Annotated in this window: 24 protein-coding genes and 1 tRNA gene; 19 read left to right on the top strand and 6 right to left on the bottom strand. The window is 69.8% G+C overall.

The window, feature by feature from the left end; translation table 11 throughout:
* The first annotated feature begins 9 nt into the window (after positions 1-9).
* Positions 10-768 (top strand): SDR family NAD(P)-dependent oxidoreductase, encoded by a 759-nt coding sequence (locus HNP73_RS14090; RefSeq protein WP_184150879.1) that lies wholly within the window; start codon positions 10-12, stop codon positions 766-768.
* Between the two features lie 237 nt (positions 769-1,005).
* Here HNP73_RS14090 and HNP73_RS14085 read toward each other — a convergent pair whose 3' ends face one another.
* From HNP73_RS14085 to HNP73_RS14075, 3 genes are read right to left on the bottom strand one after another with little or no spacing between them, the layout of a single operon-like run.
* Positions 1,006-1,521, bottom strand: coding sequence for an Lrp/AsnC family transcriptional regulator (locus HNP73_RS14085; RefSeq protein WP_184150876.1), 516 nt, complete (start codon positions 1,519-1,521; stop codon positions 1,006-1,008).
* Positions 1,518-2,375 (bottom strand): VOC family protein, encoded by an 858-nt coding sequence (locus tag HNP73_RS14080; protein WP_184150871.1) that lies wholly within the window; start codon positions 2,373-2,375, stop codon positions 1,518-1,520. Before HNP73_RS14080 ends, HNP73_RS14085 begins: the two co-directional genes overlap by 4 nt.
* An 11-nt stretch (positions 2,376-2,386) precedes the next feature.
* Positions 2,387-3,091: an SDR family oxidoreductase gene (locus HNP73_RS14075; protein ID WP_343063358.1), complete on the bottom strand. Its 705-nt coding sequence runs from the start codon at positions 3,089-3,091 to the stop codon at positions 2,387-2,389.
* A 222-nt stretch (positions 3,092-3,313) separates the two neighbouring features.
* Between HNP73_RS14075 and HNP73_RS14070 the strand changes: the two genes are divergently transcribed.
* The 8 genes from HNP73_RS14070 (at position 3,314) to HNP73_RS14035 (ending at position 12,660) form a co-directional block, all read left to right on the top strand.
* Positions 3,314-4,909 (top strand): ABC transporter substrate-binding protein, encoded by a 1,596-nt coding sequence (locus HNP73_RS14070; protein WP_184150865.1) that lies wholly within the window; start codon positions 3,314-3,316, stop codon positions 4,907-4,909.
* A 100-nt stretch (positions 4,910-5,009) separates the two neighbouring features.
* Positions 5,010-5,987, top strand: a complete 978-nt coding sequence (locus HNP73_RS14065) for an ABC transporter permease (RefSeq protein ID WP_184150862.1) — start codon at positions 5,010-5,012, stop codon at positions 5,985-5,987.
* The gene (locus HNP73_RS14060; protein ID WP_184150859.1) at positions 5,984-6,859 is read left to right on the top strand and encodes an ABC transporter permease; all 876 of its coding nucleotides are present in this window, start codon (positions 5,984-5,986) and stop codon (positions 6,857-6,859) included. Before HNP73_RS14065 ends, HNP73_RS14060 begins: the two co-directional genes overlap by 4 nt.
* Positions 6,856-8,490, top strand: coding sequence for a dipeptide ABC transporter ATP-binding protein (locus tag HNP73_RS14055; protein ID WP_184150855.1), 1,635 nt, complete (start codon positions 6,856-6,858; stop codon positions 8,488-8,490). The genes HNP73_RS14060 and HNP73_RS14055 overlap by 4 nt, the downstream gene beginning before the upstream one ends.
* 19 nt (positions 8,491-8,509) lie before the next feature.
* Positions 8,510-9,820, top strand: coding sequence for an NAD(P)/FAD-dependent oxidoreductase (locus HNP73_RS14050; RefSeq protein WP_184150852.1), 1,311 nt, complete (start codon positions 8,510-8,512; stop codon positions 9,818-9,820).
* 21 nt (positions 9,821-9,841) lie between these two features.
* Positions 9,842-10,312: an L-2-amino-thiazoline-4-carboxylic acid hydrolase gene (locus HNP73_RS14045; protein ID WP_184150849.1), complete on the top strand. Its 471-nt coding sequence runs from the start codon at positions 9,842-9,844 to the stop codon at positions 10,310-10,312.
* Positions 10,312-11,484 carry a M20 aminoacylase family protein gene (locus tag HNP73_RS14040; protein ID WP_184150848.1) on the top strand — a complete coding sequence of 391 codons (1,173 nt, stop codon included), beginning with the start codon at positions 10,312-10,314 and terminating at the stop codon, positions 11,482-11,484. The genes HNP73_RS14045 and HNP73_RS14040 overlap by 1 nt, the downstream gene beginning before the upstream one ends.
* A gap of 12 nt (positions 11,485-11,496) precedes the next feature.
* Complete coding sequence (locus tag HNP73_RS14035; RefSeq protein WP_184150846.1) at positions 11,497-12,660, top strand: PLP-dependent cysteine synthase family protein; 1,164 nt, start codon at positions 11,497-11,499, stop codon at positions 12,658-12,660.
* Positions 12,661-13,089: 429 nt separating this feature from the next.
* On the opposite strand, the gene HNP73_RS14030 is transcribed toward HNP73_RS14035, so the two are convergent.
* Together HNP73_RS14030 and HNP73_RS14025 are read right to left on the bottom strand one after the other, a co-directional pair.
* Positions 13,090-13,164: transfer RNA gene (locus tag HNP73_RS14030), tRNA-Phe, on the bottom strand.
* A gap of 68 nt (positions 13,165-13,232) precedes the next feature.
* Positions 13,233-14,459: an FAD-dependent monooxygenase gene (locus HNP73_RS14025; protein WP_184150844.1), complete on the bottom strand. Its 1,227-nt coding sequence runs from the start codon at positions 14,457-14,459 to the stop codon at positions 13,233-13,235.
* A gap of 108 nt (positions 14,460-14,567) precedes the next feature.
* Between HNP73_RS14025 and HNP73_RS14020 the strand changes: the two genes are divergently transcribed.
* From HNP73_RS14020 to HNP73_RS13990, 7 genes are all read left to right on the top strand, one after another.
* Complete coding sequence (locus HNP73_RS14020) at positions 14,568-14,849, top strand: hypothetical protein (protein ID WP_184150842.1); 282 nt, start codon at positions 14,568-14,570, stop codon at positions 14,847-14,849.
* Positions 14,850-14,921: 72 nt separating this feature from the next.
* Entirely contained in the window at positions 14,922-16,253 is a 1,332-nt protein-coding gene (locus tag HNP73_RS14015) for an amidase (RefSeq protein ID WP_184150840.1), read from the top strand.
* A 54-nt stretch (positions 16,254-16,307) separates the two neighbouring features.
* A complete protein-coding gene (tsaD, locus tag HNP73_RS14010; protein WP_184150838.1) occupies positions 16,308-17,393 on the top strand; it encodes a tRNA (adenosine(37)-N6)-threonylcarbamoyltransferase complex transferase subunit TsaD in 1,086 nt (361 codons plus the stop codon).
* Positions 17,390-18,346 (top strand): NAD(P)H-dependent glycerol-3-phosphate dehydrogenase, encoded by a 957-nt coding sequence (locus HNP73_RS14005; protein ID WP_184150836.1) that lies wholly within the window; start codon positions 17,390-17,392, stop codon positions 18,344-18,346. Before tsaD ends, HNP73_RS14005 begins: the two co-directional genes overlap by 4 nt.
* A 10-nt stretch (positions 18,347-18,356) precedes the next feature.
* The gene (locus tag HNP73_RS14000; protein ID WP_184150834.1) at positions 18,357-18,779 is read left to right on the top strand and encodes an EVE domain-containing protein; all 423 of its coding nucleotides are present in this window, start codon (positions 18,357-18,359) and stop codon (positions 18,777-18,779) included.
* Between the two features lie 181 nt (positions 18,780-18,960).
* Positions 18,961-19,317 (top strand): GFA family protein, encoded by a 357-nt coding sequence (locus tag HNP73_RS13995; RefSeq protein WP_184150832.1) that lies wholly within the window; start codon positions 18,961-18,963, stop codon positions 19,315-19,317.
* 31 nt (positions 19,318-19,348) lie between these two features.
* Positions 19,349-19,843: a hypothetical protein gene (locus HNP73_RS13990; protein ID WP_184150829.1), complete on the top strand. Its 495-nt coding sequence runs from the start codon at positions 19,349-19,351 to the stop codon at positions 19,841-19,843.
* A 73-nt stretch (positions 19,844-19,916) separates the two neighbouring features.
* Here the strand turns inward: HNP73_RS13990 and HNP73_RS13985 are convergent, their stop codons facing one another.
* Positions 19,917-20,768: a c-type cytochrome gene (locus HNP73_RS13985; protein ID WP_184150826.1), complete on the bottom strand. Its 852-nt coding sequence runs from the start codon at positions 20,766-20,768 to the stop codon at positions 19,917-19,919.
* A gap of 368 nt (positions 20,769-21,136) precedes the next feature.
* On the opposite strand from HNP73_RS13985, the gene recG reads away from it, so the two are divergent.
* From recG to maiA, 3 genes are all read left to right on the top strand, one after another.
* The gene (recG, locus tag HNP73_RS13980; RefSeq protein ID WP_184152552.1) at positions 21,137-23,224 is read left to right on the top strand and encodes an ATP-dependent DNA helicase RecG; all 2,088 of its coding nucleotides are present in this window, start codon (positions 21,137-21,139) and stop codon (positions 23,222-23,224) included.
* A 64-nt stretch (positions 23,225-23,288) separates the two neighbouring features.
* Positions 23,289-24,899, top strand: a complete 1,611-nt coding sequence (locus tag HNP73_RS13975; RefSeq protein WP_221288679.1) for an amidohydrolase — start codon at positions 23,289-23,291, stop codon at positions 24,897-24,899.
* Positions 24,896-25,552 carry a maleylacetoacetate isomerase gene (gene maiA / locus HNP73_RS13970; RefSeq protein WP_184150823.1) on the top strand — a complete coding sequence of 219 codons (657 nt, stop codon included), beginning with the start codon at positions 24,896-24,898 and terminating at the stop codon, positions 25,550-25,552. Before HNP73_RS13975 ends, maiA begins: the two co-directional genes overlap by 4 nt.
* Positions 25,553-25,607 lie beyond the last annotated feature (55 nt).

The following is a 25,607-nucleotide window of genomic DNA, read 5'->3' as shown; positions in this document are numbered from 1 at the left end:
GAGCTTCACATGACCACCAGGAACGGCCGCGTCGCCCTCGTGACCGGCGCGAGTCGCGGCATTGGCCGCGCGATCGCCCTCGGCCTCGCCTCCCGCGGCTTCGATCTCGCCCTGAACGACATCTCTCGCCAGCGCCCGGAGCTCGAGGCGGTCGCAGCCGAGGCCCGCGCGCTCGGCCGCAGCGCCATGGCCGTCTGCGCCGACGTGTCGAGCAAGCCCGAGGTCGAGGCGATGGTCGGTCAGGTTGCAGCCGAGCTCGGCACCATCCACGCGCTCGTCAACAACGCCGGCATCCTCATTGCCGGCAAGGTCGAGGCCCTGCCCGAGGAAGCGTGGGACGCAGTGATGGACGTGAACGCCAAGGGCGTCTTCCTCGTCACCCAGGCCGTGCTGCCACTGATGAAGGCCCAGGCCTACGGCCGCATCTGTACGATCGCCTCGATCGGCGGCAAGCACGGCGCACCGGAGCAGGCCCACTATTCAGCCTCCAAGGCCGCGGTCATGGGCTTCACCCGCGTCCTCGCGCAGGAAGTCGGCCCTCTCGGGATCACCGCGAACTGTGTCTGTCCGGGCATCATTCTGACCGACATGGGCCGGGTGAACCTTGACGACGCCACTGTCCGGAATGCCTGGCAGGCGAAGACCGCGATGGCCCGCATTGGCGACCCGGAGGATGTCGCCGGCCCGGTCGCATTCTTCTGTTCTGACGACAGCGCTTTCGTGACCGGCCAGTCCCTGAACGTCGATGGTGGCATCGTTCTGAACTGAAAGGGCTGCAAGGGCACTCCGTCGGACGAAGCCCCCCGCCCGGACATTGGGTCCGGGCGATCTGGCTGGCGGCGGACAAGGCCGCCCGGCCTGTCGCGACGACGGGCACTGGCAACAGGAAGGGAACGAATGCCACTGTTCCCGGCTCACTCCCGAAGGGCACAGGATGGCACGGACGGGCAGCGAGACCAGAGAGACCACCATTCGCGCCGGAACGGGTCTCGGCAGCACCGATTTTCAGAGATAGGTCGTCGGCACAACCGTGGTGAACTTCAGCTCCTCCATGGAGATCGACGCGTTGATCTGCGAGAATTCCAGGCGCTCGATCAGGGTCTTGTAGACGGTGTCGTAGGCCTCGATGTCCGGCACCAGGACCTTGAGGAAATAGTCGGTCGAGCCGGTGAGACGATAGGCCTCGACCACCTCCGGGATGCTCTCGACCAACTCCCGGAACTGGTTCAGCCAGGACGTTTCGTGACGCGGCGCGGTGATCCCGATGAAGATGGTCAGCGGCACACCGACCCGCTTCGGATCGACGATCGCGACGCGGCCGCGGATGACGCCGGCCTCCTCGAGCCTGCGGATGCGACGCCAGCACGGTGTCTGCGAGAGCCCGATCTCCTCGGCGAGGAGCGCGACGGGGCGGTCGCGCTCCTGCAGGAGGTCGAGGATTTGCCGGTCGATCGCGTCGAAGCTCGCGCCCTCGCCTGAGCGGCGGCGCGTCCCCGGGGACTTGCGGCCCGCCTGGCTCATGCGCGGACGAACTCAACGATCGTGCCGCTGGCGTCGCCGGGGGCGACCCAGAACGACCCGGCCCCGTCGTGGACCGTCACGCCCGCAGCCAAGGCGGCGCGCGCCCGGTCCGGGTCCGCGACCGCGATCTGCAGGGCGGCGAAGCCGGTGGCCGGGGTCGCGCCAACGGCGGCCCCATCGTAGCGGGCCGCCGCCGCCGTCCGGGACAGACAGAGGATGGCGGCCGATGCGGGGCCCGTCGCGACCGAGAACCCGCCCTCGACCGCGCTGACCTCGCCGGCGGCGAACAGGCGCGCGAATCCCGCCGCCATGCGCTCCGGGTCGTCAGCGGCGGCGACGACGCCGGCGATCCCCGTCGCACCGTTCGGATGCACCTGAAGCTCTGGCCGCCAGACCATGTCCCGGGTCTTGTGCTGGCACATGAAGACGGAGCCGGTCGGGATCTCGTCCGGGGCGAATTCCGTCGTCGCGAAGGCCGCCACCCCGGCGGACCCGTCGGGCAGCGGCAGCGGGCGCGAGAACTCCCCGACCGGGCCGGCCTCTATGCCGATCGCGGCGAGCGCGCTCCGTGCGGCGTTTGCGTCGTCGATGCGGCAGGCGATGGCGCGCAGCCCCTCGCCGTCGCGGGCGATCCGCTCGCGGTGACGCAGGTTGCGGGGGGTGTCGGCGATCATCCCGAGGAGTTCGACGTAGTCGCGCCCGAAGATCATCGTGTAGTTCGCCGAGCCCATCTCGGGGCTGTGGGTGCCGCGCGGCGACAGGGTGAAGCCGAGCCGGCGATACGCCGCGGCGCTCGCGTCGAGATCGGCGACCAGCAGGAAGACGTGATCGATACCCTTGACGGGATGGGTCATGACGGGGTCCTTCACCGGTGATCGCTCTGGACGGGCGCCAGAACGATCTCGTGGATTGCGACGTGGGGGTTCATCCGGGCGACGGCCAGCGCGAGGTCTGCCATGTCCGCGGGCTGGATGGCGCGGGCGGCGGCGGCGGGGTCGTAGCCCGGGCGCCTGAGCAGGAGCGGCGTCGCCACGTCACCCGGACAGAGCGCGGTGGAGCGGATGCCGTTCACGCCCTCCATCGCGTTCAGGCTGGCGCTGAGGCTCGTGAGTGCGTGCTTGGAGGCGCCGTAGGGAACGCCGCCGAGGGGAGCGTGGAAGCGGCCGGCCCAGCTCGACGTGTGAATCATGACGCCCCCGCCTGCGGCCCGCATGATCGGCAGCGTCGCCGCAATCACGTTCATCGCACCCGTCAGGTTGGTGCCGATGATCGCGTCCCACTCGGCAAAATCAATGTCGTCCCAGCGCCGGTGCGACGTATTCAGTCCGGCATTGTTGCACAGGACGGCAATTCCGTTTCGCCAGTCCGCGATTTCCCGGGAAGATTTCACTACGCCGTCGCGATCGATGACGTCGAGCGGAAAGGCTGCGGCATCTCCGCCATCGGCACGAATCCGGGCGGCGAGATCGTTGATCCCACCCTCGGAACGGGCTGAAAGTGCAACGGCATAGCCCTCCGCGGCGAAGCGAATCGCCATCGCCTCGCCGATGCCCGATGCCGCGCCGGTGATCCAGACGGTCTTGCCCCCGATGGAGGGGAAGGATTTTTCATATCACCTCCATTGGGTAGATATATCCACCATCATTGGATCGTATACCGCATCCGTTGACACGCTGAAAGCCAGGTTATTAGTGAATTACAATTGACACGACCCGGGGAAAACCCCCACAAGTGACCTCCGGTCAGGATCGCAGCTTGAAGGGACGATCCGCCCAACAGGAAGGAAGGCCCGATGCAGACACCCCTGACCCGACTCCTGAGTGCGGCCGGCGCCCTTGCGCTGGCGCTGCCCGCCTTCGCGCAGGAGACGCCGCCCGAGGTCAAGCGAGGCGGTACGATCTTCAGCCACATCATCGCCGAGCAGGGCGTGCTGAACCCGGCGCTCAGGGCTTCGACCGGGGTCTATCAGATCACCGGCAAGATGATCGAGCCGCTGATCGACAAGACTTACGATGGCTACGTCGGCGTACTCGCGACTGAGTGGTCGTCTTCCGCGGACGGCAAGGCCATCACCTTCAAGCTGCGCGACGGGGTGCGCTGGCACGACGGCGAGCCGTTCTCGTGCGACGACGTCGCCTACTCGGCAATGAACCTGTGGAAGCCGCTCCTCAACTATTCCTCCACGCTTCAGGCCAATCTCGAATCGGTGGACTGCCCGGATCCGCTGACCGCGGTCTTCAACTACTCGCACCCGATGCCGCTCGCGCTCATGGTCGCCGCGATGCCCGATCTCGGCCATCCGGTGCCCAAGCACCTCTACGAGGGCACCGACATCCTGAAGAACCCGCACAACCAGGCGCCGATCGGCACCGGGCCGTTCAAGTTCCAGGAATACGAGCGCGGCCAGTACATCATCGCGGTGCGCAACGACGACTACTGGCGAGGCAAGGAGTATCCTTATCTCGATCGGGTGATCTGGCGCATCATCCCCGACAAGGCGGCCGCCGCGGCGGCGCTCGAGGCGGGCGAGCTGCACGAGTCCCCCTTCAACGGCCTTTCGATGGCTGATCTCGAGCGTCTGGGCAACGACCCGCGCTTCGACATGGGCACCAAGGGCTTCGAGAACAACGTCGCCCATGAGACGGTCGAGTTCAACCTGCGCAACCCGATCCTCGCGGACGTGCGGGTGCGGCAGGCGATCTATCACGGGCTCGACACCGACTTCGCCATCAAGACGATCATGCGCGGCTATGCCAAACCCGGCCGTGGGCCGATCCCGAGCGCCGGGGGCGAGAACTACACCGACGACGTGCCGACCTACCCCTACGACCCTGCCAAGGCGCGGGCGATGCTCGACGAAGCGGGCTACCCGGCCGACGCCAACGGGGTGCGCTTCAAGCTGCGCCATCGCCCGGCACCTTGGGGCGAGTACACGACGCTCTGGTCGCAGTATTACGCGCAGGCGATGAAGGAGATCGGCATCGAGGTCGAGCTGCTCACCAACGACACGCCGGGCTTCCTGAATGGCGTCTATCGCGACCACGACTTCGACACGGCCAACGGCTGGCACCAGTTCCGTTCGGACCCGGCGGTGTCGACGACGGTCTGGCTGCGCTCGGGCGCACCGGCCGGCACCGCGTGGTCCAACCAGTTCGGCTACGAGTCGGCCGAGATGGACTCCCTGATCGACGCGGCGGCGGAGGAGCTCGACCCGGCGAAGCGCGCCGATCTCTACCACCAGATCCAGCGGCTCGAGATGACCGACCTGCCGGTGATCTTCGCGATCGAGCATCCGTTCATCGGGATCACCAGCAAGAAGCTCATCAACCACCACAACACCCCGCGGTGGGACAGCTCGAGCTGGTACGACCTCTGGATCGACGAGTGATGGCCCGTGCCGGAGGGTTCCCGCCCTCCGGCTTCACCCGAGGCCACATCCCCGCGGGGCTGCCTTCACGCCGGCCCGCGGTTCACCAGGCGGGAGACCCATGCCCTCGATTCTAGTCTACCTGCTGCGCCGTATCCTGCAGGCGGTGCCGGTGATCCTGCTCATCATGGTGGGCAGCTTCCTCCTGATCCAGCTGGCGCCGGGCGACGCGGTCGATGCGCTCGTCGGCGACATGGGCGGCGCCGACGCGGCCTTCGTCGAGCGGATGCGCCAGGAGTACGGGCTCGACCAGTCGGTGCTGGTGCAGCTCTGGCGCTACCTCGTCAAGCTCGCACAGTTCGACTTCGGCTGGTCCTACGTCTACGAACAGCCGGTTGCGACGGTGCTGATGTCGCGGCTGTGGGTGACGATGCTGCTGATGGTCGGCGCCCTGTCGGCGGCCTTCGTCATCGGCGTGGCGCTCGGCACCCTCGCGGCGCGGCGGGCCTATTCGCTGACCGACAACGTGATCTCGACGCTCGGGCTGATCTTCTACGCGATGCCCTCGTTCCTCCTCGCCCTGCTGATGATCCTCGTCTTCTCGGTCAAGCTCGGCTGGCTGCCGGTCAGCGGGATCAAGGACATCGGGGCCTTCCACACCGGCTGGCGCCTGTGGGTGGACATCGCCCGCCATCTCGTGATGCCGGTGGCCGCGCTGTCACTGATCTACATGGCCTTCTACATGCGCCTGATGCGCACGAGCGTGCTCGAGGTGATGGACCTCGACTTCGTCCGCACCGCGAAGGCAAAGGGCGCTGGCGGGCGGCGGCTGATGTTCCACCACGTCATGCGCAATGCGCTGATGCCCGTCATCACGCTCCTCGGGCTGCAGATCTCGACGGTGCTCGGCGGCTCGGTGGTGATCGAGACGATCTTCGCGCTGCCGGGGGTCGGGCAGCTCGCCTATACGTCCGTCATCAAGCGTGACCTCAACACCTTGATGGGCATCATCTTTCTCGCCTCCATCATCGTTCTGGTCGTGAACATCGTGACCGACATGATCTATGCCTGGCTCGACCCGAGGATCGAACTGCAATGAGCGCGACCGATCTCGACCTCACCCGGCCGGCAGCGTCCCGCGCGGCGGTCATGTGGCGGCGCTTCAGGCGCAACCGCGCCGCTGTGCTCGGTCTTGTCATCTTCGCGGCCGTTGCCCTCGCGGCGCTCCTGGCCGGCGTCATCACGCCCGGCGATCCCCTGCGCCTTGCGGGCCAGCCGCTGACCCCGCCGCTGACCGTCGCCGCCTCGCCGTTCGGCACTGACCAGCTCGGCCGCGACATCCTCGCCGGCATCCTGCACGGCGCGCGGATCTCGCTGCTGATCGGCGTGGTCGCGACAGTGATCTCGATCGCGATCGGCATCCTGATCGGTGCGGTCGCCGGCTACTTCGGCGGCTGGATCGACGACGTGCTGATGCGCATCACCGAGGCGTTCCAGACGATCCCGAGCTTCGTGCTGCTCCTGACCCTCGTCGCGATCTTCGGCTCGAGCCTCACGAGCATCGTCATCGGCATCGGTGTCGTGTCGTGGACCGCGCCCGCCCGGATGGTCCGGGCCGAGTTCATGACGCTGCGCCAGCGCGAGTTCGTCGATGCGGCGCGCAATCTCGGGGTCGGCAACGCCTCGATCATCTTCCGCGAGATCCTGCCCAATGCCCTCCCGCCGGTGATCGTCTTCGCCTCGGTGGTGATGGCGACCTCGATCCTCATGGAAAGCGCGCTCGCCTTCCTCGGCCTCGGCGACGCGAACTTCGCGAGCTGGGGCAACATGATCGGTCAGGGCCGCGCGGTTTTGCGCGAGGCGGCATTCTGCACCGTCATCCCCGGCGTCGCGATCCTGCTCACCGTGCTCTCCTTCAGCCTGATGGGCGAGGGGCTGAACGACGCGCTGAATCCGAGGCAGAAGAAGTGAGCGCGACCCCTATCCTGCAGATCGAGGATCTGCGCATCTCGCTGCCGGCCGGCGCGGACCGCCCCTATGCGCTCGAGCATCTCAACCTCACGGTGAACGCGGGCGAAATCGTCTGCCTCGTCGGCGAGTCCGGCTCGGGCAAGTCGCTCGCCGCCAACGCGGTGATGCGCCTCCTGCCGGAGCCGCGGGTACACGTGTCGGCGGGGCGCATCCTTCTCGACGGCGAGGACGTCTGTTCGAGGTCCGAGGCCGAGATGCGCAAGCTGCGCGGCGACCGGATGGCGATGATCTTCCAGGAGCCGATGACCGCGCTCAACCCGCAGAAGACCGTGGGCTGGCAGATCGACGAGGTGCTGCGGCTCCACACCGATCTCGACCGCAAGGGCCGCAAGGCCCGGGTGCTCGAGATCCTCGCGGACGTGCACATCCCCGACCCGGCCTCGGCCTGCAACGCCTATCCGCACCAGATCTCGGGCGGGCAGCGGCAGCGGGTGATGATCGCGATGGCGCTGGTCATGAACCCGCGGCTCATCATCGCCGACGAGCCGACGACTGCGCTCGACGTGACGACACAGAAGCAGATCCTGCGCCTCATCAAGGAGATGCAGGCGAAGCACGGCACCGGCATCCTGTTCATCACCCACGACTTCGGCGTCGTTGCCGAGATCGCCGACCGCATCGTGGTGCTGCGCCTCGGCGAGCTCGTCGAATCCGGCCCCGCCGACCAGATCCTGAACCGGCCGCAGCATCCCTACACCAGGGCGCTGATCGCCGCGGTCCCGGCCCTGACCCCGCCGCCGCACAAGCCGCTCTCCGACGCGCCGGTGGTGCTCCGCGCGAGCAACCTGCGCAAGAGCTTCGCCGCCCGCGGCGGGCTCCTGTCCGGCCGGCGCAACGCGGTGGTGGCGGTGAAGGACCTGAGCTTTGCGCTGCGCCGCGGCGAGACCCTTGGCGTCGTCGGCGAATCCGGCTCCGGCAAGACCACGGTGTCGCGCATCGTGACCCGGCTGCTCGAGTCCGACAGCGGCGAGGTGATGATCCACGACCGGGATCTGATACGCGCCAGCCGTGCCGACCTGCGGAGCCTCCGCAAGGACATCCAGATGGTCTTCCAGGATCCGATGGCCTCGCTCAATCCGCGCAAGCGGGTTGTCGACCTGATCGCGCAGGGCCCGATCGTCCACGGCGTGCCGAAGGCGGAGGCCCACGCCCGGGCCCGCGAGCTTCTCGAGCTCGTCGAGCTGTCGCCCGCCGCCGCCGACCGCTATCCGCACGAGTTCTCCGGCGGCCAGCGCCAGCGCATCGGCATCGCCCGCGCCATCGCCATGCAGCCGCGGGTGATCGTCGCCGACGAGCCGGTCTCCGCACTCGACGTCTCGGTGCAGGCGCAGGTGCTGCGCCTCCTCGCCGACCTGCGTGACCGGCTCGACCTGTCCTTGCTGTTCGTGACCCACGACCTCCGGGTCGCGGCGCAGCTCTGCGACAGGATCATCGTCATGCAGAAGGGCGAGATCGTCGAGGCCGGGCCGACCGCGGAGGTCTTCGCGGCCCCCGAACATTCCTACACCCAGGCGCTCCTGAGCTCGATCCCCGGCCGCGACTGGCAGCCGCCGCAGCTGAGCGTCGCCTGAGGAGCGGAGACATACCCCCATGACCGACGTGATCTTCCCCGACTCCCTCTGGGCCGCGACGGCCCTGCCGCGGACGCCGGCGCCGCCGCTCGACGCGGATACCGATGCCGACACCGTGGTGATCGGCGGCGGCTTCACCGGCCTCTCCGCGGCGCTCGAGCTGGCGCGCTCAGGCCAGCGCGTGGTGCTCCTCGAAGCCGAGGCGGTCGGCTGGGGCGCCTCGGGACGCAACAACGGCCAGGTCATCCCGACGATGACCGCCGCCGAGCCCGACGCGCTCGCCGCGCGCTACAACGCGGCCGGGGAGCGCTTCGCCCGGCTGGTCGGCAACAGCGCCTCGGTGCTCTTCGACATCGTCCGCCGCGAGGGGATCGAGGCCGAAGCCGAGGCCGAGCAGGCCGGCTGGTTCCAGCCCGCCCACTCGCCGGGCCGGGTCGCCCTGTCGCGCGCCCGGGTCGAGGCATGGCAGCGCTTCGGCTTTCCCGCGCGCCTTCTCGACCGTGCCGAGGCGACGGCCCTCCTCGGCTCGGATTTCTGGTACGGCGGCATGCTGAACCCGACGGGCGGCCACATCAACCCGCTCGGACTGGCGCGCGGGATGGCGCGGGCCGCCGAGGCGCACGGCGCCACCCTCCACGAGACGACCCCGGTCACCGGCTGGCAACGCGACGGCGACCGCTGGACCGTCACGACGCAGGGCGGCCGCAAGGTCCGCGCCCGGCACATGATCCTCGCCACCAGCACCTACACCGGCGAGCTCGTGCCCGGCCTCGCGAGCCGGCTGGCGCGGACCGTCGTGCCGGTGCTCTCGTGGCAGATGGCGACGGCACCGATCTCCGACAACGTGCGCCGCACCATCCTGCCCGGCCGTCAGGCGGTGTCAGACACGCGGGGCGACCTGCGCTTCTTCCGCTACGATGCGCGGAACCGGCTGATCACCGGCGGCGTGGTCATTGGTGAGCACGACGTCCGTCGCCGCGTCGCGGCGAAGGCCGCGCGCAATCTCGCGGACGCCTTCCCCGCCCTCGGCGAGCAGTCGATGACCCACGTCTGGTCGGGCTACGTCGGCATGACCTGGGACCGCTTCCCCCGCGTCCACAGCCTCGGCCCCGACGCCTGGACGTGGATCGGCTGCAACGGCCGCGGCGTCGCCCTCGGCGTCTCGCTCGGCCGCGAGATGGCGCGCGCGGTCTCCGGCGCCGCGCTCGACACGCTCGCACTGCCCGTTGTTCCGATCCCCGCCCCCTTGCCCTTCCATTCGATCGCGCGACGGGTCGCGCCAAGCTATCTCGCATGGCTGCGGCGCAAGGACCTGCAGGAAATGAAGTAGCTCCAGCCGAAAGCCAGTGCCATGACCATGCTTCCCATCATTGAACGCCGCCGCATCGAGGCGCAGATCCTGAAGAACGTCCACGAGGTGATCGAGGCGCGCTCCGGCACCGAGGAGGCCGACGCGGTGATCGGCGCGGCCGTCAGCCAGTCGGCGATCCAGCAGGGCAAGAGCTTCGCCGAAACTCTCGACCACGCGCCCAACCTCCGCGACATGGCCGACATCATGCCGAACTGGACCGCCGGCGGCTCGCTCGAGATCGACGTCCTGCACGCCGATGACGAGCAGCTCGACTTCAACGTCACCCGCTGCCGCTACGCCGAGATGTATCGCGAGATGGGGCTCGGGCGGATCGGCCACCTGCTCTCGTGCAACCGCGATGGCGATTTCTGCATCGGCTACAATCCGGCGATGAAGCTGACCCGGACCCAGACAATCATGAAGGGGGCGAGTCACTGCGACTTCCGCTACCGCATGGAGGAGCAGGACTAATGCCCGTCGAGAACTGGATTTCGGACCGCATCGACGAGTTGGTGGCGTTTCGTCAGGATCTCCATCGCAATCCCGAACTGCTCTACGACCTGCCGCGAACCGCGGCGCAGGTCGCCGAGGCGCTGCGCGCCGCCGGCGTCGACGAGGTCCACGAGGGCATCGGCAAGACCGGCGTCGTGGCGGTGATCCGCGGCCGCACCAACCACTCGGGCCGGGCGATCGGTCTGCGCTCCGACATGGACGCGCTGCCAATCCTCGAGGCCTCGGGCAAGCCGTGGGCCTCGCAGACCCCGGGCAAGATGCACGCCTGCGGCCACGACGGGCATACGACGATGCTGCTCGGCGCCGCGGTCGGCCTGGCGGAGAGTCGCGCCTTCGACGGCACCGTGGTGCTGATCTTCCAACCTGCCGAGGAAGGCGGCGCCGGCGCGCGGGCGATGATCGAGGACGGGCTCTTCCGCCGCTTCCCGGTCAACGAGGTCTACGGGATGCACAACCGTCCAGGCCTGCCGGTCGGCGAGTTCATCATCGCGCCGGGGCCGGTCCTCGGTTCGGTCGACATGTTCGAAATCGTGATCGAGGGCGTCGGCGGCCATGCCGCCCAGCCCGAGAACACCATCGACCCGATGCCGGTGATGGCCGCGCTGATCCAGGCGCTGCAGACGATCACCTCGCGCTCCATGAACCCGATCGACTCCGCGGTGATCTCGGTGACGACGGTGCACGGCGGCGACGCCCACAACGTCATTCCGCCGAAGGTCACGCTCACGGGCACGGTGCGCACGCTGCGCGAGGAGGTCCGCGACATGATCGAGGCACGCCTCGGCCAGATGGTCGCGGGCATCGCCGCGGCCTTCGGGGCGACCGGCCGGATGGACTACGGCCGGCACTATCCCGTGACGGTCAACCACGAGGCCGAGACCGAATTCGCGGCACTCGCGGCCGAAGCGGTCGCGGGCGTCGGCCGGGTCGGCCGCGACATGCCCCAGACCCTCGGCGGCGAGGACTTCTCCTTCATGCTGAACGAGGTTCCGGGCGCGATGATCAACATCGGCAACGGGGCGAGTGCCGGGTTGCACCATCCCGCCTACGACTTCGACGACGAGGCCATCGCCTGGGGCGTGTCGTACTGGACCGCGCTCGTTCGCAGCCGCCTGCCGGCGACGAACTGAACGGATCGATCCATGCCCGACCAGCCGCCCACCGCCGCCTCCTCCTTGCCCGAGTGCGGGGGGCGCCCATGGACGCGTCACGCGATCAACGTCCTTTCGGGTGACGCGCACCGGTCGGCGGACACCCATCTGCTGAAACCGCTCTTCGAGGGGCTGCCGGGGATTTCGGTCTATCTCAAGGACGAAAGCACCCATCCGACCGGCAGCCTGAAGCACCGACTGGCGCGGTCGCTGTTTCTCTACGGCATCTGCAACGGCGGCATCCACGAGGGGACGGTGCTCGTCGAGGCCTCCTCGGGCTCGACGGCGGTGTCCGAGGCCTACTTCGCCCGGCTGCTGGGCCTGCGCTTCATCGCGGTGATGCCGCGCCGCACCAGTCCGTCAAAGATCGAGGCGATTGCCCGCTTCGGCGGTGAGTGCTGCTTCGTCGACAGCGCCGGCGAGGTCTACGAGGTCGCGGCCCGGCTGGCGCGCGAGCACGGCGGCTATTACCTCGACCAGTTCACCTACGCCGAACGCGCGACCGACTGGCGCGGCAACAACAACATCGCCGAGAGCATCTTCCGCCAGCTGGAAGGCGAGGAGGAAGCCGTCCCGGAGTGGGTCGTGGTCAGCGCCGGCACCGGCGGGACGGCGGCGACCCTCGGGCGCTTCATCCGCTATCGCGGCCTTCCCACGCGTCTCTGCGTCGCCGATGTCGAGGGCTCGGCCTTCTACGACGCATGGCGAACGCGCGATCGCGGCGTGACCGCGCCGGGCTCCCGGATCGAGGGGATCGGCCGCCCGCGGGTCGAGCCTTCCTTCGTGCCCGGCGTGATCGACCACATGATCCGCGTGCCCGACGCCGCCTCGATCGCGGCGGCGCACGTCCTGTCCGAACGGCTGTTCCGCCGGGTCGGCGGCTCGACCGGCACCAACTTCTTCGCGCTGTGCTCCGTGGCTGCGGACATGATGCGGGAGGGGCGCGGCGGCGCGCTGGTGACGATGATCTGCGACAGCGGCGATCGCTACGCCGACAGCTACTACGATCCGGCGTGGCTCGCCCGGGAAGGGATCGACATCGCGCCGTGGCGGCGCGCGATCGAGGGCTTCCTCGAGCACGGGGGCGATCTTGCCCTGGGCTCCGCGAGCCCGCTCAGCGACACCTCCGCGAGCCCGCTCAGCGACACCAATTGACCCCCCACCTTCCCGCGAAGGGGATCATCCCTTCGCGGGAAGGAAAGCCCGGGCTTCATCGAGGCGGCGGGCCGGCCGCACCGCATGGTTCAGATCGGGGCCTTGTAGCCGATCGCGGGGTGGAGTCGGTCCTCGCCACAGAACCTGCGCCAAAGCTCCACCCGTTCGCAGGCGCCGGCAAGCGTCAGGAACCTGTGCGCCGACAGGGGGACGACCAATCCGAGAATCGACGAAACCATACCCGACGGGTGGATTTTGCGACGGGCGGGGTCTGGCGACGGGCGGATTTGGCGAAAACCCGGCGCGGCCGGTACGATCCCATGACCCTGACTGCCGCAGTCCCAGCGTAGTCCCGGCACAGTCCCCGCCAGGAAGCACCCGGGGAAACCCGGATGGGTCGCGAACTTCATACGGAAATCAGGGAGACCATGGTGCCCGGGGGCGGATTTGAACCACCGACACGCGGATTTTCAATCCGCTGCTCTACCCCTGAGCTACCCGGGCACGGGGGCCGGCCGAACCGGCCGTGGCGCGCTGACTATGGGAAGCGCCGGCGCCTGTCCAGAGGAAAATCAGATCGGCTGCCCGCGTAGCAGCCGCGGCAGATCTCCCGTCACCCCGGCCGCCTCGCTGATGAGCCGGCGGCGCAGGCCCGGCAGCCGGTCGACGAGGCCAAGGCCGAGGTCCCTGCCGAGGCGGAGCAGCGGGTTGTCGTTCGAGAACAGCCTGTTCAATCCGTCGGTCGCGGCAGCCATCATCACCGTGTCGGAGCGCCGCCAGCGGGCGTAGGTCTCGAGCACGTCGGCCGCGCCGATGTCCTGCCCGCGGCGCAGCGCCTCGACCAGCACCTCGGCGAAGGCCGCCACGTCGCGGAGCCCGAGATTCAGCCCCTGCCCCGCCAGTGGGTGGATGCCGTGCGCCGCGTCGCCGACCAGCGCGATGCGCGGCGCGGTCCAGCGGTCGGCGAGCGTGAGGCCGAGGGGATAGCTCCACCGGCCACCCTCCAGCCGAAGCGCCCCGAGGAAGTCGCCGAAGCGCGGGCGCAGCTCCGCGAGGTATCCCGCCGGATCGAGCCCGGAGATTGCGGCAGCGCGCGCAGTGCTCTCGGTCCAGACGATCGACGAGCGGTTGCCAGGCAGCGGCAGGATGGCAAGCGGGCCTGCCGGCACGAAGAACTGGTGCGCCACGCCGCCGTGCGGCCGCTCGTGCGCCACGGCGGCGACCAGCGAGGTCTGGCCGTAGTTCCAGCCGCGCCGCCCGATCCCCGCGCGTTTCGCCACCGCGCTGTCGCGCCCGTCGCAACCGGCGATCAGCGCGCCGGTGAGACGCGTGCCGTCCGCGAGGATCACCGTGGCCGTGCCCGGGCCCGCCTCCTGCCCGACGACGGCAATCCCGGCGCGGTGGCTGACGAGCGGCTCGGCGTCCATCGCCTCAAGGAGTGCCCACCGCAGGAAGCGGTCCTCCAGCACGTGGCCCATCGGGCCCTCGTCGATCTCCTGTCCGTCGAAGTGCAGCGCGAGCGGCGAGGCTCCCTCGCCCGGCCGGCCGTCACTGATGGCGATCCGTTCGATCGCCTGAGCTTTCGGAGCCAGTCCGCGCCAGAGGCCGAGAGCCGCCAGCATCCGCCGCGAGGCAAGCGACAGCGCATAGGCCCGGCCGTCGAAATCCTCGGCCGCGCGCTCCTCGCGGGGCCGGGCATCAAGCACCACGCTGGCGATCCCGCCCTGCGCCAGAGCGAGCGCAAGAAGCGGGCCGTTGAGCCCGCCCCCCACGATCAGAACATCCGTATCCCGCGCCATGGCATCCCTCCGGCCCTCGGCATCCGCAGTATCCGGCACCGCACCGCAATGTCCACCCGGGGGGAACCAACACCGCCGCTGACCTGTTCCGTAAGCAAAGGAGAATTCATGGCACCGCACGATACCAACCCGAAGAAGGAAGTCCGCCGTCACGCGGGCCCGCTCATCGGCATCAGTGCCGTCCTCCTCCTCGTCCTCGTCGGTCTCATCTGGTGGTTATCAAGCGTCTTTTCCGGTCCCGACCCCAATGAGCCGTCCTCGACGATAGAGGTACCGGCCGCTGACACGCCACAGACCGCCGAACCGCAGACGCTCGCCCCATCTGCTGACGGCCCATCTGCTGACAGCCCGTCTGGTAACGCTCCGGCAGGGAACGCGCCGCAGAACTGACGGCACCGCCCGTAGACACTGCTTTCCCCGCCGCGCTACGGTCGCGCCCAAAGTGGCGTGGGAGGCTTAAGCATGTCGGACGAATGGCTCTGGGCGAGCGCGGGGGATCTCGGGCGAGGTATCGCCTCGGGGGCGATCGACGCGCGCGAGCTGACGGAGGTCTATCTCGCCGCCATCGACAGCCATCCCGACACCACCGCGATCTACGCCCGCACCACGCCCGAGCGTGCCCGCGCCGAGGCGTCGGCCGCCGCGGATCGGGCGCGGAGCGGCCTTCGGCGCGGGCCGCTCGACGGCGTGCCGATCAGCTGGAAGGATCTCATCGACACTGCCGGCACCGGCACGGAGGCAGGCTCCGCGCTGCTCCGGGGCCGGGTGCCCGACACGGACGCCACGGTCTTTGCCACCGCCACGCGGGCCGGGCTCGTCTGCCTCGGCAAGACGCACATGACGGAACTGGCCTTCTCCGGCCTCGGGGTGAACCCGATCACCGCCACGCCGCCCAACATCAACGACCCCGAGCTCGCGCCCGGCGGCTCGTCCTCCGGTGCGGCCGCCTCGGTGGCGTTTGGCCTTGCCGCCGCCGCGATCGGCTCGGACACCGGCGGCTCGGTGCGGGTGCCGGCAGCGTGGAACGATCTCGTCGGCCTGAAGACCAGCCACGGCTGCCTGCCGCTCGACGGCACAGTGCCGCTTGCCAGCAGCTTCGACACGATCGGCCCGCTCTGCCGCACCGTCGAGGACGCAGGGCTCCTGCTCGCGGCGCTCTCCGGGCGTCCGGCGCCGGATCTGGCGGGGGCGCCGATCGCGGGCCTCAGGCTGCATGTCCTCGCCGATCCGGTGCTCGACCCGACCCGCGCCGTGCCCGCGGAGGCGTTCGAGGACGCCGTGGCGCGCATCGCCGCCGCGGGCGCCGTCATCACCCGCGGGCCGCTGGTCCCGCTCGCCCCCGCCTTCGCGCTCGCGGGCGCTCTCTTCACCGGCGAGGCCTATGCGATCTGGCGCGACGCGATCGAAGCGGACCCGGAACTGATGTTTCCGCCGATCCGCGAGCGGTTCCGTGCCGGCGCCGCCTTCTCCGCCGTCGATTTCGTCGCCGCGTGGCGTGCGGTCGATGCCATGCGGGTCGAGTGGGCGATCGCCGCCGCCGCCTACGACGCGGTGCTGCTCCCGACCGCGCCGCTCCTGCCGCCGAACGTCGATGAACTGCTCGCCGATCCCGACTTCTTCGTCGCGGAGAACCTCCTCGCCCTGCGCAACACCCGCGTTGCGAACCTCATGGGTCTCGCCGGGCTCACCCTGCCGACAGCGATGCCGGCCTGCGGCCTCAGCGCGCTGGCGCCCGCCGGGGGCGAGGCGAAGCTCCTGCGCGTCGGCGTCGCACTGGAACGCGCCCTCGCCTGAGCCCACATTGCAGGGGCAGCGCCCGGGTGCTACCCGGGCGCCCGGAGGAGCGACATGCAAGGCGAGCGCATCATCCTCGGCATCGAGTCGAGCTGTGACGACACGGCCGTGGCACTTGTCAGGGCGCGCCCGGGCGAGCCCGTGGCCGAGATCCTCGCGTCCGAAGTCACCAGCCAGGACGCGCTGCACCGCATCTACGGTGGCGTCGTGCCGGAAATCGCCGCCCGTGCCCATGCCGAGCGGCTGGACGCAGTGACGAGCATCGCGCTCGAGCGCGCCGGCCTCACGCTCGGAGACGTCGACGCCATCGCGGTCACCGCCGGCCCCGGTCTCATCGGCGGTGTGCTGGCGGGCGTCATGTTCGCCAAGGGCCTTGCCGCCGCGCGCGGCCTGCCGCTCTGGGGGGTGAACCATCTCGCCGGCCACGCGCTCACACCGCGCCTGACGGATCCGGTCGCGTTCCCCTATCTCCTGCTCCTCGTCTCGGGCGGCCATTGCCAGTTTCTCGCGGTCGAAGGCCCCGAGACCTTCCGCCGTCTCGGCGGGACGATCGACGACGCCGCCGGCGAGGCGTTCGACAAGGTGGCGAAGCTCCTCGCCCTCGGCCAGCCCGGCGGCCCCGCCGTCGAGGCGGCCGCCAGCAGCGGCGACCCGAGCCGCTTCGCCTTCCCCCGGCCGCTGCTCGACCGCGAAGGCTGTGATCTCTCGTTCTCCGGCCTCAAGACCGCCGTGCGCCGCGCCCGCGACAAGCTGATCGAGGCACAGGGCGGCCTCTCGCGCGCCGACATCTCCGACATCTGCGCCGGTTTCCAGACGGCCGTGGCGGCAACGCTGGCCGAGAAGTCGCGCCGTGCGCTCGCGGCCTTCCCCAAGGCAACCTTCGCGGTGGCGGGCGGGGTCGCGGCGAACCACACCATCCGCGACGCCCTCGCCGCGGTCGCCACCGAGGCCGGTGCGACCTTCCTCGCGCCACCGCTCCGGCTCTGCACCGACAACGGCGCGATGATCGCCTTCGCCGCCGCGGAGCGGATGGCGCGCGGCGAACCCGACGGCTTCGGCCTGGAGGCCCGGCCGCGCTGGCCGCTCGACGCCCGCGCGGCGCCGATGCTCGGGGCCGGCAGGAAAGGTGCGAAGGCATGATCGGCGTTGTCGGAGCCGGTGCCTTCGGGACCGCCCTTGCCATCGCCGAGGCGGCGCAGGGCACCGAGGTGCGCCTCTGGGGCCGCGATGCCGCCGCCATGGCCGAGGCCGAGGCGAGCCGGACCACGCCCTACCTGCCCGGCGCGACACTGCCGCCAACGCTCGCATGCACCGGCGATCTCGCCGACCTCGCGACCGCCGAGGCGGTGCTGCTCGTCGTCCCCGCGCAGGCGACGGCCAGCTTTCTCGCCGAGCACGGCGCAGCCCTTCCCAAGATGCCGCTGGTCCTCTGCGCCAAGGGCATCGACGCCCGCGACTTCCGCCTCCAGAGCCAGATCGCCGCGGCGGCCCTTCCCCACGCCACCGTCGCTGCGCTGACCGGCCCGGGCTTCGCTGGCGAGATCGCCGCCGGGCTGCCCACTGCCCTCACGCTTGCCTGTGCCGACGGCGAGACCGGGCGCGTGCTGCAGGAGACGCTCTCCACCGCGCGCCTGCGCCTCTACCTGACCGACGATGTGGTGGGGGCCGAGCTTGGCGGCGCGCTGAAGAACGTGGTCGCGATCGGCTGCGGCCTCATCGAGGGCGCGTGTCTCGGCGCCTCGGCCCGCGCGGCGCTGATGACCCGGGGGTTCGCCGAGATGACGCGGCTCGCCGTGGCCCTCGGCGCCCGCCCCGAAACGCTGACGGGCCTCTCGGGTCTCGGAGATCTCTCGCTCACCTGCGGCTCGTCCCAGTCCCGCAACTTCCGCCTCGGTCAGGCGCTCGGCGCCGCCGAGGCCCGGCCCGGCGGCACGGTCGAGGGTGTCGCCACGGCGCGCGCCGCCTGCAAGCTCGGCCGCGAGCGCGGCGTCGAGCTGCCGATTGCCGCCGCCGTCGCCGACGTGCTGGAAGGCCGTCTCGATGTGGAGGGCGCGATGGCCGCGCTCCTCGCCCGCCCGCTCAAGTCCGAATAGGAGGCGCCGCATGGCCCACTGGCTCTTCAAGTCCGAAGCCCACACCTGGAGCTGGGACCAGCAGGTCGCAAAAGGCGATGCCGGTCAGGAATGGGACGGCGTGCGCAACTATCAGGCCCGCAACTTCATGAAGGCGATGGCCGTGGGCGACCAGGGTTTCTTCTACCACTCCGGTGACATCAAGGCGATCGTCGGCGTCGTCGAGGTGATCGCCGAGGCGCATCCCGACTCGAGCTCGGAGGACCCGCGCTGGGAATGCGTCGACCTGCGCGCCATCGGACCCTTCCCCGAGCCCGTGACCCTCGAGCGCACCAAGGCCGACCCGCGACTGGCGGAGATGGTGCTGGTGAAGAACTCGCGCCTCTCGGTCCAGCCGGTCACCGACGAGGAATGGCGCATCGTCTGCGAGCTCGGCGGCTACGCGACGCCCTGACGTGGCTCGGGCGACGTGAGCCCTTCGGCACACCGGACGCCGACGCTGCCCGCGCTTTGCCGGCCGGGGATGCGGCCGGCGCCACGATCCGCTTCGAACCGGAGCGGACCCGGAACGTTGATCCGCTGCGGCGGGCGCCGCATCTTCGGCCCCCGCGACCTGATCATGGGAGATCTCTGACATGGCAACCGAACATCACACCGGCTCCTGCCAATGCGGTGCCGTCGTCTTCGAGGCGGACATCGACATCGCAAACCCGGTGGTCTGCAACTGCTCGCGCTGCCGCCGGCTCGGATCGCGCCTCGCCTTCGTCCCCGAGGGTGACTTCACCCTGCTGAAGGGCGGGGACGAACTCACCGAGTACACGTTCAACAAGCATGAGATTCACCACCAGTTCTGCCGGATCTGCGGCATCCAGCCCTTTGCCTTCGGCACGACACCCGATGGCCGGCAGGTGGTGGCGGTCAACGTGAACTGCCTCGACGGGGTAGACGTGGCGGCGCTTTCCGTCCAACACGTCGATGGTGCCGCAGTCTGACAGGTGGTGCCGAACCGCGCAGGAACGTTCAATGCCGATCGCCATCCTCGTTCTGTTCCTCGCCGGCTATGGCTATGCCCTCGTCGTGCTGCCCCATCTGCGCCTGCCGCTGCTGGTGGCAGGCGTCGTCATCGGCCTCGGGTCCGCCGTCTATCTCTGGCGGCAGGGGCCGCCGGAGGCGGAACGCGCGGCGCAGCGTATAACCGCCGCGGAACTCAGCTTCGACCAGGTGGATCTCGCTCGGAGCGGGCGTGGCGCGACACTCACCGGGCGGGTGACGAACGGCTCCCCGCTCTACCGCCTGCGCGAGATGTCCCTTGACCTGCGCCTGCGCGACTGCCCGACGCCGGAGACCGAACCCGCCGACTGCCCGACGATCGGCGAGTCCTCCGCGATCTCCCGCCCCGACGCGCCGCCGGGGCAGATCCGCGCCTTCTCGGCGCATTTCACCTTCGCGAACGTCCCGCCGGTCGCGGGAACGCTGCGCTGGGACTGGGCGGTGACGGCACTCCGCTCGACGGAGTAGGCGACTTCGCCCAACCGTCGGGGCTGGCGCCCGCGGACCTGTCTGCCGACGGATCCGCGGGAACCGCCGGGTCTCAGCCCTTGTAGTCCGGCAGCGGCGGCAGCGTCCTCAGATAGAGGATCACCGCCTGCAGGTCGTCGGGCGTCATCTTCGCCAGCCAGGCATAGGGCATCGGTGGCAGCATCCGGGTGCCGTCGGGCTTCACCCCCTTGGTGATCATGTCGGCAATCTGGGTGTCGCTGAAGCTCTTCAGTCCGTCATCACCCGAGGTCAGATTGGCGGAGACCGACGTTCCCCAGGGCCCGGGGAACTCGAAGCCGCCTTGCCCGAGGTGGCCGTCATACATCGGCCCCTGTGGCCCCATCGGCGTGTGGCATTCGAGGCAATGCGCGATCGGCCCGGCGATGTAGGCGCCGTATTCGGCCGTCGGCCCGCGCGGAATGTCGGCAACGTGGGTGACCGGCGGGCCGTAGGCCGGCGGCAGGGGGATGTTGTAGACGGATTTCGGCACCGTGTGCTCGATCGGTTTCAGCGTCCGCAGGAAGGCGACGATCGCCGCAAGGTCGGTGTCCGAGAGCCCCTTGTAGAGGCTGAACGGCATCGGCGGGCCAATCAGCGTGCCATCCGGCCGGATGCCCTCGCGTATGGCGCGGGAGAGCTCCGCGTCCGACCATCCGGCGATCTCGCCGGCTGGTGTGATGTTGGGCGCGTAGGCCGTGATCATCTTGTCGTCGATGACCGGGCCGCCCCCTGCCAGTTCCAGTGTCATGTCCGGCCCGTTCGGACCCTGCGACGTGTGGCAGTTGCCACAGCTCATCGGCCCCCGAACCAAGTATTCGCCCCGCTCAAGGGGCGTTTCCGCAATGGCCGCACACGAAAAACCGGCGCCCCAGAGGACCCCGGCCAGAATCAAGGCCGCCCTCATCCTACCACCTCTGATTGTGTCGGCGGTACTGGTCGCCGCCGCGACTTAATGAATCATTTCACACTACACCCATTTCAGTTCCCGGTCTATCGGGAGGCCGCCCCGGCGCGTTGCAGGACCAGCACGACCTGTCTCGCCTCGCCGCGATCGTCCAGGGGACCGCACTGCGGCAAGTCATGCGAGCCGGCGGAGGGTGTTGCCCACCGCGCGGCGGTCATCCATGTATGGACCGCGCCTTGCCTGACCCCGGGCGCGACCAACCTCGCGAGCGCCCTGAGATTGTCCCTGACCGCGCCTCATTCTCTGCGCCAACCCTGGTACCGGGCTCCGGGCGCCCGTGCCGGCGCGGCGGCGTGCCTGATCGCCACGTGACCCGTCCCGAGGTCCTCTTTCCGCTCTTCACCGAGCTGACCGCACTCGATGGTGTCGGCCCGAAGACGGTCCGGCTCTTCGAGCGCATGGAGATCGCGAATCCCGCGCAGCTCGCGCTGACGCTGCCGACCGGCGGCATCGACCGGCACCTGCGCGGCTCGATCCGCGAGGCGCATCCGCCGGAGATCGTCACCGTCGAGGTCGAGATCGGCCTGCATCAGCCTTCCACCGCGCGCAATCGCCCCTATCGCATCCATGTGCGCGACGCGCTGACCGAGTTCCTGCTGGTCTTTTTCCACCCGCGCGCCGACTGGCTGCAACGGACGTTTCCCGCCGGCCAGCGCCGGATCATCTCGGGCCGGGTCGAAATCTTCGACGGCATCGCCCAGATGGTGAACCCCGACCACGTGCTCCGGCCCGGCGAGGAGGATCAACTTCCGGCCTATGAACCGGTCTATCCGCTGACCGAGGGCCTGAGCCTCAAGACCATGGGCAAGGCCGTGCGCTCGGCGCTCGATCGCGCCCCACGGCTTCTTGAGTGGATCGAGCCCTCCGTCAAGCGCAGCCGCGGCTGGCCGGACTGGCACGCCGCGCTCGCGATCGCGCACGCGCCGCAAAGCCCGGCCGATCTCGTGCCCGCGACGATTGCGCGCGAGCGGCTCGCCTATGACGAGTTTCTCGCGCATCAGGTGACGCTCGCCCTCGTGCGCGCCCGCCAGCGCCGGCCGAAGGGCTTTGCGACGAAGGGCGATGGCCGGCTGCAATCGCAGGTGCTGGGGCGGCTGCCCTATGCCCCGACCGGCGCACAGACCCGTGCGGTCGCCGAGATCACCGGCGACATGGCAACGCCGCTTCGGATGAACCGCCTGCTGCAGGGCGACGTCGGCTCGGGCAAGACGCTCGTCGCCTTCCTTGCCATGCTCGCGGCGGTCGAGGCTGGTGGGCAGGCCGCGATGATGGCGCCGACGGAAATCCTTGCGCGGCAACACCTCCTCTCGCTCACCCCGCTCGCGGAAGCCGCAGGGGTGCGGCTCGACCTCCTGACCGGCCGGGACAAGGGCGCCGAGCGCCGCGCGAAGCTCGCGGCGCTTGCCTCAGGCGAGATCCCGGTCATCGTCGGCACCCACGCGCTCTTCCAGAAGGACGTGGTCTTTCACGATCTGCGCCTCGCCATCGTCGACGAGCAGCACCGCTTCGGCGTGCGCCAGCGCATGGACCTCGGAGCAAAGGGCGAAGCGGTCGACACGCTGGTGATGACCGCAACGCCGATCCCGCGCAGCCTGACGCTGGCGCAGTTCGGCGACATGGACCTGTCGATTCTCGACGAGAAGCCGCCCGGCCGCACCCCGGTCGAGACCGCAGCGGTACCGGCTGGCCGGACCAGCGAGGTGGTCGCGCACCTGCGCCGGGCCATCGAGGCGGGCCGGCAGGCCTATTGGGTCTGCCCGCTCGTGGGCGAGTCCGAGACCGCCGAGATGACCGCCGCCGAGGAGCGCTTCGCGAGCCTCCGGGCGACCTTCGGCGCCGATGCGGTCGGCCTCGTCCACGGCCAGATGCCGCCCGCCCGGAAGGACGCCGCCATGGCGGACTTCGTCGCCGGGCGCAGCCGGCTGCTGGTCGCGACGACGGTGATCGAGGTGGGAGTCAACGTGCCGAACGCCTCGATCATGGTGATCGAGGGGGCGCAGTCATACGGCCTCGCCCAGCTCCACCAGCTGCGCGGCCGGGTCGGACGGGGCGCGGAGCGGTCGACCTGCCTCCTGCTCTACGATCCGCCGCTTGGCACAACCGCCCAGGCCCGTCTCGAAATCATGCGCGCGACCGACGACGGCTTTCGCATCGCCGAGGAGGATCTGGCGCTGCGTGGCGCGGGCGACGTGCTCGGCGTGGCGCAATCCGGCCTGCCGCGGTTTCGCATCGCCGATCTGGAGACCCAGAGCGCGCTGATGGCTGTCGCCCGCGACGATGCGCGGCTGCTGCTCGATCAGGACCCGGGCCTCACATCGCCGCGCGGCGAGGCCGTGCGGGTGCTGCTCTATCTCATGGAGCGGGAAAAGGCGTTCCGGTTGCTCGGGGTCGGCTGACGTCGGCTGGACCGGTGTTCCCGCTTGTGGTTGAAATGGAACCCGGCGATGCAGGGAGGATGCGATGACCGACCGGCTTCATTCCGGGCTCGACAGACGCAGCGTTCTCGGAAGCCTCGGGCTCGGTGGCGCCATGGCCGCCGTTGGCACCCCGACGATCGTGCTCGCTCAGGCAGAGGCTCCGCCGATGCCGCGGGAAGACGACGGGACGCTACCAAAGCCCCGGGAGGACACCCTGCCACCTGCCTCGTCCGGCGCCGCCGCCGAGGCGGTGGAGGCGGTCAGAGACGCAATCCTGCGCATCTCCCGCGAAGTCTGGGCGACGCCCGAGCTGTCGCTCGCCGAGGTGAAGTCACACCGCATCCACCTGCGCGAGCTCGAGGCCGCGGGCTTCACCACGAAGAGCCGCGGCACCTCCGGCATCCCCACCGCCTTCATCTCCGAGTGGTCGCAGGGCTCGGGCGGGCCGATCATCGGCTACCTCCCCGAGTATGACGCGCTGCCCGGGCTCGGGAACGCCGCCGAGCCGCGCCAGACGCCGGGGGCCACCGGGGCCGAGGTCGGGCACGGCTGCGGCCACAACATGCTTGGTGCCGGCTGCACCGGCGGGGCACTGGCGCTGAAGCGGCTGATGCAGGCCGATGGCACCCCCGGCACGATCCGGGTCTACGGCTGCGCGGCGGAGGAGACCGAGGGCGCCAAGGTCTACATGGCGCGCGATGGCCTCTTCGAAGATCTCGATGCCGCCATCGCCTGGCACTCCGCACCATTCGCGGGCGCCGGCAACGTCCGCCTCGCGGCGTTCAACCAGATTCAGGTCCGCTTCCACGGCCGCACCGGCCACGCCGGCAGCGCCCCGTGGGAGGGGCGCAGCGCACTGAAGGCGGCGGAGATGTTCGGCGTCGGCATTCAGATGATGCGCGAGCACATCCTGCCCACCTCGCGGATGCACTATATCTATCAGGCCGCCGGCGTCGCCCCGAACATCGTCCCCGACTTCGCGCAGGTCTGGATCGTCGCCCGCGACGCCGATCGCGAGAAGCTCGGCGCGCTCAGCAAATGGATCGGCGAGGTGGCGGAAGCCGCCGCCATGGCGACCCAGACCCGGGCGGAATTCGAGATCTTCTTCGGCTCCCACGACCTGCTGCCGAACGAGCCGCTGGCCCGTCACCTCTACCGCCACATGCTCGCGGTGCCGATCGAGTTTACCGACGACGAGCAGGCCTTCGCCCGCGCCTGCCAGCGCGAGATGGGCGTGCCCGAGGCCGGAATGTCGACCCGGCCCCTGCCCTTCATCGAGGACGTCTCGGCCGGCGCGTCGTCCGATCTCGGCGACGTGAGCTATCAGGTGCCGACCGGGGTCTTCGCCTGGCCGACGATCCCCCTCGGCATCGGCCTGCACACCTGGCCGGTCACCGCCTGCGGCGGCATGTCGATCGGCGACAAGGGCTCGCTCGCCACGGCGCGGATCCTCGCGGCCTGCGGCCACGACCTGATGACCGACGCTGGCCTGCGCAAGGCGGCAAGGGAGGACTTCCGCGCCCGCCGCGGCGACGCACCCTTCGTCTCGCCCCTGCCGAAGGACCGCACGGCACCGCTCGGGCTCGACCCGCACTTCATCAAGACCGGCGACGATGAGCTCTTCGCCGATATCACCGTCGGGACACCCGGATGACGCTCCACGGCTTCTACCTCAGCTCGGCCGCCCATCGCCTGCGAATCGCCCTGAACCTCAAGGGGCTCGCCTACGACACCGCCCCCGTCCACCTGCGCCGCGGCGACCAGAACGGCGAGGCGTACCGCGCGCTCAATCCGCAGGGCCTCGTCCCGGCGCTGGAGGCCGATGGCGCGGTTCTCACCCAGTCGCTCGCAACGATCGAGTGGTTGAACGAGACCCACCCCGAGCCGCCGCTCCTGCCCGCCGATCCGCTGGAGCGGGCCCGCGTGCGCGCGTTCGCTCAGGTGATCGCCTGCGACATTCATCCGCTGCAGAACCTGCGCGTCCTGCGATACCTGAAGAAGAGCTTTGGTCAGGAACAGCCAGCACTCGACACCTGGGCGCGGCACTGGAACGCTGAAGGACTTGCGACCTGCGAGGCGCTGCTCGTCGGGCGGGTGGAGGCCCGATTCGCATTCGGCGATCGTCCCGGCCTCGCCGATATCGCCCTCGTGCCGCAGATGGCCGCGGCCGATCGCTTCGGCCTTGATCTGGCCCCCTATCCCCGTCTCAACCGGATCCGTGCGGCCTGCGAGGACCTCGCGGCCTTCGCCGACGCCGCCCCGGCGCGGCAACCGGACGCCCCGGATCCAGCGGGCCGAGGCGGTTAACCCTCTCCGGTGAAGACGCGTTTCCGGAGCGGGCCAGGGCCGCTATGCTGATGTT

The organism is Amaricoccus macauensis (assembly GCF_014201905.1).
GTDB lineage: Bacteria > Pseudomonadota > Alphaproteobacteria > Rhodobacterales > Rhodobacteraceae > Amaricoccus > Amaricoccus macauensis.
Note: the sequence above shows the minus strand (reverse complement) of the source record. Positions and strands in the feature narration are given on the sequence as shown.

Bases quoted from the DNA above. Each gene is read 5' to 3' on its own strand.
- HNP73_RS13985 (WP_184150826.1), bottom strand. From the start codon at position 20,768: ATGAGGGCGGCCTTGATTCTGGCCGGGGTCCTCTGGGGCGCCGGTTTT.
- tsaD (WP_184150838.1), top strand. From the start codon at position 16,308: ATGCAAGGCGAGCGCATCATCCTCGGCATCGAGTCGAGCTGTGACGAC.
- HNP73_RS14060 (WP_184150859.1), top strand. From the start codon at position 5,984: ATGAGCGCGACCGATCTCGACCTCACCCGGCCGGCAGCGTCCCGCGCG.
- HNP73_RS14025 (WP_184150844.1), bottom strand. From the start codon at position 14,459: ATGGCGCGGGATACGGATGTTCTGATCGTGGGGGGCGGGCTCAACGGC.
- HNP73_RS14040 (WP_184150848.1), top strand. From the start codon at position 10,312: ATGCCCGTCGAGAACTGGATTTCGGACCGCATCGACGAGTTGGTGGCG.
- HNP73_RS13990 (WP_184150829.1), top strand. From the start codon at position 19,349: ATGCCGATCGCCATCCTCGTTCTGTTCCTCGCCGGCTATGGCTATGCC.
- HNP73_RS14020 (WP_184150842.1), top strand. From the start codon at position 14,568: ATGGCACCGCACGATACCAACCCGAAGAAGGAAGTCCGCCGTCACGCG.
- HNP73_RS14070 (WP_184150865.1), top strand. From the start codon at position 3,314: ATGCAGACACCCCTGACCCGACTCCTGAGTGCGGCCGGCGCCCTTGCG.
- HNP73_RS13995 (WP_184150832.1), top strand. From the start codon at position 18,961: ATGGCAACCGAACATCACACCGGCTCCTGCCAATGCGGTGCCGTCGTC.
- HNP73_RS14015 (WP_184150840.1), top strand. From the start codon at position 14,922: ATGTCGGACGAATGGCTCTGGGCGAGCGCGGGGGATCTCGGGCGAGGT.
- HNP73_RS14080 (WP_184150871.1), bottom strand. From the start codon at position 2,375: ATGACCCATCCCGTCAAGGGTATCGATCACGTCTTCCTGCTGGTCGCC.
- HNP73_RS14035 (WP_184150846.1), top strand. From the start codon at position 11,497: ATGCCCGACCAGCCGCCCACCGCCGCCTCCTCCTTGCCCGAGTGCGGG.
- HNP73_RS14085 (WP_184150876.1), bottom strand. From the start codon at position 1,521: ATGAGCCAGGCGGGCCGCAAGTCCCCGGGGACGCGCCGCCGCTCAGGC.
- HNP73_RS14050 (WP_184150852.1), top strand. From the start codon at position 8,510: ATGACCGACGTGATCTTCCCCGACTCCCTCTGGGCCGCGACGGCCCTG.
- maiA (WP_184150823.1), top strand. From the start codon at position 24,896: ATGACGCTCCACGGCTTCTACCTCAGCTCGGCCGCCCATCGCCTGCGA.
- HNP73_RS13975 (WP_221288679.1), top strand. From the start codon at position 23,289: ATGACCGACCGGCTTCATTCCGGGCTCGACAGACGCAGCGTTCTCGGA.
- HNP73_RS14000 (WP_184150834.1), top strand. From the start codon at position 18,357: ATGGCCCACTGGCTCTTCAAGTCCGAAGCCCACACCTGGAGCTGGGAC.
- HNP73_RS14065 (WP_184150862.1), top strand. From the start codon at position 5,010: ATGCCCTCGATTCTAGTCTACCTGCTGCGCCGTATCCTGCAGGCGGTG.
- HNP73_RS14005 (WP_184150836.1), top strand. From the start codon at position 17,390: ATGATCGGCGTTGTCGGAGCCGGTGCCTTCGGGACCGCCCTTGCCATC.
- HNP73_RS14090 (WP_184150879.1), top strand. From the start codon at position 10: ATGACCACCAGGAACGGCCGCGTCGCCCTCGTGACCGGCGCGAGTCGC.
- HNP73_RS14045 (WP_184150849.1), top strand. From the start codon at position 9,842: ATGACCATGCTTCCCATCATTGAACGCCGCCGCATCGAGGCGCAGATC.